The 1,432-nt window shown below is 35.5% G+C and carries 1 protein-coding gene; it reads left to right on the top strand.

Annotated elements, in window-relative coordinates; genetic code table 11:
* On the top strand, positions 1–1,432 hold a 1,432-nt coding region (locus tag I4U58_RS13785), incomplete at both ends, for a formate--tetrahydrofolate ligase (protein ID WP_195931905.1).

The raw sequence follows: 1,432 nt of genomic DNA on the forward strand, positions 1-1,432 counted from the left end.
TACTTAAAAAAGATAATGGTAAAAAGAAAGCTAAATTAATATTAACTACAGCTATCAACCCAACTCCAGCAGGAGAAGGTAAAACTACTACAACTATAGGTGTAGCTGACGGTTTACAAAAACTAGGTAAAAATGTATTAGTTGCGTTAAGAGAACCTTCTCTAGGACCAGTATTCGGTATCAAAGGTGGGGCAGCAGGTGGAGGATATGCACAAGTTGTTCCAATGGAAGATATAAACTTACACTTTACAGGTGACTTCCATGCAATAGGAGCTGCAAACAACTTACTAGCAGCAATGGTAGACAACCACATACACCAAGGTAATGAACTTAGAATAGATCCTAAGAGAATAACTTGGAGAAGATGCGTAGACATGAATGATAGACAGTTAAGAAATATCGTTGATGGTTTAGGTAAAAAAGGTGATGGTGCTGTAAGACAAGATGGATTTGACATAACAGTTGCATCAGAAATAATGGCAGCATTCTGTTTAGCTGACGATATAGCTGATTTAAAAGTAAGATTAGGTAGAATAATAGTTGGATACAGCTATGATGGAGAACCAGTAACAGCTAAACAATTAAAAGCTAATGGAGCAATGGCAGCATTATTAAAAGATGCATTAAAACCAAACTTAGTACAAACATTAGAAGGAACTCCAGCATTTGTTCATGGTGGACCATTCGCTAATATAGCACATGGTTGTAACTCAGTTATAGCAACAAGAATGGCTATGCACTTTGCAGACTATGTAGTAACTGAAGGTGGATTCGGTGCTGACTTAGGTGCTGAAAAATTCTTAGACATTAAATGTAGAATGGCTAACTTAAAACCTGATGCAGTTATAATAGTTGCAACAGTTAGAGCATTAAAATACAATGGTGGCGTAGCCAAAACTGACTTAAACGAAGAAAACTTAGAAGCGTTAGAAAAAGGTATACCAAACTTATTAAAACACGTTGAAAATATAACTCAAGTTTATAAATTACCAGCAGTAGTAGCTATAAACGAATTCCCAACTGATACAGAAGCTGAAGTTGAATTAGTTAGAAAGAAATGCCAAGAATTAGGCGTTAACGTTGCTTTATCTCAAGTATGGGCTAAAGGTGGCGAAGGTGGTATAGAATTAGCTAAAGAAGTTATAAGATTATGCGATGAACCAAATGACTTCCAATTCTGCTACCCAGACGAATACTCATTAAAAGAAAAAATAAATGCAATAGCAACTAAGATATATGGAGCTGACGGTGTAGATTATACTCCAGAAGCAGAAAAAGAATTAGCTAACTTAGAAAAAATAGGCTTTGGTAAAGTTCCTGTTTGTATGGCTAAAACTCAATATTCATTAACTGACGACCAAACTAAATTAGGTAGACCAACTGGATTTAGAATAACAGTTAGACAAGTTACAATATCTGCAGGTGCAGGATT

The organism is Clostridium sp. 1001270J_160509_D11, from assembly GCF_015667935.1.
GTDB lineage: Bacteria > Bacillota > Clostridia > Peptostreptococcales > Peptostreptococcaceae > Intestinibacter.